1 protein-coding gene and 4 pseudogenes are annotated in these 4,263 nt (G+C 58.0%); 2 read left to right on the top strand and 3 right to left on the bottom strand.

Annotation, left to right across the window (positions count from 1 at the left end; genetic code table 11):
* Positions 1–358: 358 nt before the first annotated feature.
* From fghA to ACMX3H_RS17340, 3 pseudogenes are all read right to left on the bottom strand, one after another.
* Positions 359–1,168, bottom strand: a pseudogene (gene fghA, locus ACMX3H_RS17350) (S-formylglutathione hydrolase).
* 15 nt (positions 1,169–1,183) lie between these two features.
* A pseudogene (locus tag ACMX3H_RS17345) lies at positions 1,184–1,675 on the bottom strand (zinc-binding dehydrogenase); the annotation flags it as partial.
* Positions 1,594–2,347, bottom strand: a pseudogene (locus tag ACMX3H_RS17340) (LysR family transcriptional regulator). The pseudogenes ACMX3H_RS17340 and ACMX3H_RS17345, both read right to left, overlap by 82 nt.
* A gap of 103 nt (positions 2,348–2,450) precedes the next feature.
* Here ACMX3H_RS17340 and ACMX3H_RS17335 point away from each other — a divergent pair.
* Together ACMX3H_RS17335 and folE are read left to right on the top strand one after the other, a co-directional pair.
* Positions 2,451–3,305: pseudogene (locus tag ACMX3H_RS17335) on the top strand (YbfB/YjiJ family MFS transporter).
* Positions 3,306–3,435: 130 nt separating this feature from the next.
* On the top strand, positions 3,436–4,101 hold the full coding sequence (folE, locus tag ACMX3H_RS17330) for a GTP cyclohydrolase I FolE (RefSeq protein WP_415211699.1): 666 nt from the start codon (positions 3,436–3,438) through the stop codon (positions 4,099–4,101).
* The last annotated feature ends 162 nt before the right edge of the window (positions 4,102–4,263 follow it).

Raw genomic sequence — 4,263 nt, 5'->3', positions numbered from 1 at the left:
CCGTTCAAGCATTCAAAATAAATGAAGTGCTCCTGTGTTTTTGCAAACAATTCTGGACTGTCCAAAATAGCCATTTTTTAGAGTTCAAAGGAGTCCAGAATTGACTGCAAATTAGTCCAGAATCTTTTGCATCGCTACAGGTAGGGCGATGGCCCGGCGGCATAAGGGCAACTGGGGACGAGTGAAGCGGCAGGGCGCCGGGAAACGATGTGCGTCAAGAACCGGTAGGCTTTAGAAAACGCTAACGCGGGGGCTTAGCGCCATAAAGGCAGCCGGCGCCGAGTGAAGCGGCAGGCCGGCGGCCTAACGCTCGCGCCCGGCGATTTCCCTTCCCCCGGGTGGAGCTGCCTCCTTCTGGCTAGGCGTGTAGATAGCCGGCGTGAAAACGCAGGTGATCGTCGATAAAGCTGGCGATAAAGAATATGGTCATAGCCCGGCTGGATGCGCAACGTCAGCGGCCATTGGCGCTGACGCGCCAGCGCGGCCCATTTTTCCGGCTGTAGCTGTTCCGGTAAAAACGGGTCGGCATCGCCTTGGTCAATCAACACGGGCAGCTGTCTCATTGCCGCCACTGTGCCTCGTCCTGGCCCAGATACTCGCCGAACGCTTTGCGGCCCCAGGGCACCTCGCTGGGGTTAACGATCGGCGCAAATGCCGACGCCGAGCAATAGCGTCCCGGATGACGCAGCGCCATCAACAGCGCGCCGTGAGCGCCCATCGAATGCCCCATAATGGACTGCCGATCGCCAGTGCTGAACTGCTGGCGGATGAGCGCCGGCAGTTCGTCGCTGAGATAGTCGAACATTCGGTAATGGGATGCCCACGGCAGGCGCGTGGCGTTGAGATAAAAGCCCGCGCCCTGTCCCAAATCGTACGCCTCGTCATCCGCCACCGCCTCCCCGAGCGGGCTGGTATCGGGCATCACCAGCAGCAAATTCAGCTCGGCGGCAAGGCGTTGCGCGCCCGCTTTGGTGGTGAAGTTTTCATCATTGCAGGTCAGCCCGGACAACCAGAATATCACCTGCGGTGGCCGTTTATTCGCGGCCTCCGGCGGCACAAAGACGCTATAGGTCATCGGGACACCGGTTGCCTGCGCCAGGTATCGGTAGCGATATTGCCATCCGCCGTGCAGGCGGTGGGCGGCAATGCGTTCGACGCTTGCGCTCATCGCATTCTCCTTTTGTCACTGGCCAAAATGGATAACGGAACGGATTGATTTACCTTCATGCATGAGGCTAAACGCGTCATTAATCGCCTCAAGCCCCATGGTGTGGGTGATGAAATCGTTGAGCTGAAATTCGCCTTTCAGGTAGCGTTCGACGATGCCGGGCAACTGCGAGCGGCCTTTCACGCCGCCGAAAGCGGAACCGCGCCAAACGCGGCCGGTCACCAATTGGAACGGCCGGGTGGCGATTTTCTCTCTGGCGCCTGCGACCCCGATAATCACCGACTCGCCCCAGCCCTTATGGCAGCACTCTAGCGCCGAACGCATCACATTGACGTTGCCGATACATTCAAAGGAAAAATCGACGCCGCCGTTGGTCAGTTCAACAATCACCTCTTGGATTGGTCGATCGTAATCCCGCGGATTAATCAGATCGGTGGCGCCAAGTTTGCGGGCCAAATCGAATTTACTGGTATTGATATCGATACCGATGATCCTGCCGGCGCCGGCGCAGAAACAGTGTCGCCGGTGGTGGCATCGTGCAATTCAATGATAAGCTGCTTTAACGGCTCCACGTTGGGCCCGAAAGCGTCGCGCCGCCAAATGAGCCAGGTCGCGGCGTCGGCGATGTGGCGCGGCAGCGGATGCACTTTGACCCGCTCGCGGCCGGGCAATTGTTCCAGCACCGACAAGGGCAGCAGTGCTACCCTGGCGCCGCTGGCCACACAGGCCTGCATCGCATGATAGGATTGAATTTCCATCACCGCGCCGGGATTTGACGCCATCAGTGTAAAACCAGCTTTCCAATTTTTGCCGATATGAGCAGCTATGTCGGAACGCAAACACCGTCTGACCGGCGATATCCTTGGTGGAGGCGATGTCATCTTGATCCGGGCTTGAGATCAACCCCAGCGTTTCGCGAAAGCTGACGCAACCGTGGATATCATCATAGTCCACCGGACCGTCCACCAGCGTACCGGCGCGCACCCCGGCGATAATTTCGCCGGAGGTGCCGGTGACTAGCGACAAGGAGACCTGGGGAAACCGTTGATGGTAGGCGGCCAGCAATCCAGGCAGCCGGGTGGTCAAGTTGGAGGGGACCCGGTGAAGCTGCTCGGCGGCACGGGCCAGGGAACCGGTTTCAGCGCCGCTGCAAAACATTTTAAGTTGGGTAAGGTCCATGTGTTCTCATTTCGTCATCAACTTTGTCTGAATTATTCATTTTCCGTGATTCTAACGATAGGGCATTCTTTTGGCAACAACAATGGGTAGTCACGGAGTTAAGATGGCCATAAAGGTGGCATTAAGCGGTTTTCTGGCGTTGCTGGTGGCCATGGGAATAGGCCGCTTTGCTTTTACGCCGCAGGTGCCGCTCATGATAGCGGACGGGCAGCTCACCCTGACCAGCACGGCGCTGGTGGCAGCCTTCAATTATCTTGGATATTTACTGGGGACCTATGACGCGATGCGCGCCCGGCGCGGGTATTTTTGTCAGCGGCATGCTGGCGATGTTGCTGCACTACCGCCACGTCGCCGCGGTGCTTATCGCTATCATCAGCCGTTATTTACCCCGAAGCGGCACGTTGGTGCATCCTACCCAAGCGGTAAGCTTGTCGACGCTGAGCCTGCCGTTGAAAAAACTGGTATGGAGCTATTCCCTGGCGGGCTTCGGCTATATCCTGCCCGCGACCTTCCTATCGCAGATGGCGGCGCAGCGCTTTCCCGCCAGCGCCTTCGGCCAATGGGTATGGCCGGTATTTGGCGCCGCCAGCGTCGCCGGCATTGTGCTCGGTATCCTCACCCGCCACCGGTTGTCCGCCGGCCGCCGCCTGACGCTGTGGGCGCAGGGCATCGGGGTCTTGCTGATGATTAGCTTGCCCGGTATCGGCAGCTTGATTGTCGGCGCGCTGCTGACCGGCGGCGGCTTTCTTAGCGTCGTGCAACTCGCGCTCGAATGTAGCCGCCGGACCACCTGCGCTATATGGCGGGGCTGTTGACCTGCGGCTATGCGCTGGGGCAACTGGCGGGCCCCGTGCTTTCCGCGTTATCCACCTGGTTGACCGGGCGCCTTGAACCGGCATTGCTGGCGTCGATGCTGGCGTTGGCCGTTGCCGGCATATTGGCGTGGCGCCAACCATAGCAGGCTAGGTTGTCACGATTCAGCTATCATGAAACACATTCACTGGATTATCCCCGCGCACTCCACTAGAGTGTTGCCCATTCTGCGGTTAACCCCGCGGGAGCGAATCGCCTGCTGGAGAAGAATGAATATGGTAACGCTGACAAAAGAGGCCTCGCAGGTACGCGAAGCTTTACTGGCCCGAGGACTCGAAACACCGCTGCGGGGCGAGGTGCTGGATAACGAAGTGCGCAAACGTCTTATCGCGGAGCACATGACGGCCATCATGACGCTGCTCAACCTCGATTTGACCGACGACAGCCTGGCGGAAACGCCGCATCGCATCGCCAAGATGTACGTGGAAGAGGTGTTCGCCGGCCTGGATTACGCCAATTTCCCCAAAATCACGGTCATCGAAAACAAGATGAAAGTGGATGAAATGGTCACGGTGCGTGATATAACGCTGACCAGCACCTGTGAACATCACTTTGTGATTATCGACGGCAAGGCGACGGTCTCGTATATTCCCAAACACTGCGTCATTGGGCTGTCGAAAATCAATCGTATCGTGCAGTTCTTTGCCCAACGGCCGCAGGTGCAGGAGCGGCTGACGCAGCAGATCCTGCTGGCGCTGCAAACGCTGCTCGGCACCAATAATGTGGCGGTCTCCATTGATGCCGTGCATTATTGCGTCAAAGCGCGGGGGATACGCGACGCCACCACCACCACCACCACCACATCGCTGGGCGGACTGTTTAAATCCAGTCAAAATACCCGTCAGGAATTTTTGCGTGCTGTCACGCATCATAACGGTTAATCTGTTGTTAACCCTCAATTACTGCTGGTTCCGGTCACGTCCGATCACTGATTCCGATTTCACCCGATCACTGATTCCGGTCGCCCGATCAGCGATTCCGATTCTGTCCGATCGCTCATCTTCTGTTCCGCCATACTCTGGAGACTTTTAGCTTCCGGGGGT

The organism is Sodalis sp. (in: enterobacteria) (genome assembly GCF_047607725.1).
Classification (GTDB): Bacteria; Pseudomonadota; Gammaproteobacteria; order Enterobacterales; family Enterobacteriaceae; genus JBLKSS01.
This window is presented reverse-complemented; position numbering and strand designations above follow the sequence as displayed.

Coding starts and splice junctions, on each gene's coding strand:
- folE (WP_415211699.1), top strand. CDS start 3,436: ATGGTAACGCTGACAAAAGAGGCCTCGCAGGTACGCGAAGCTTTACTG.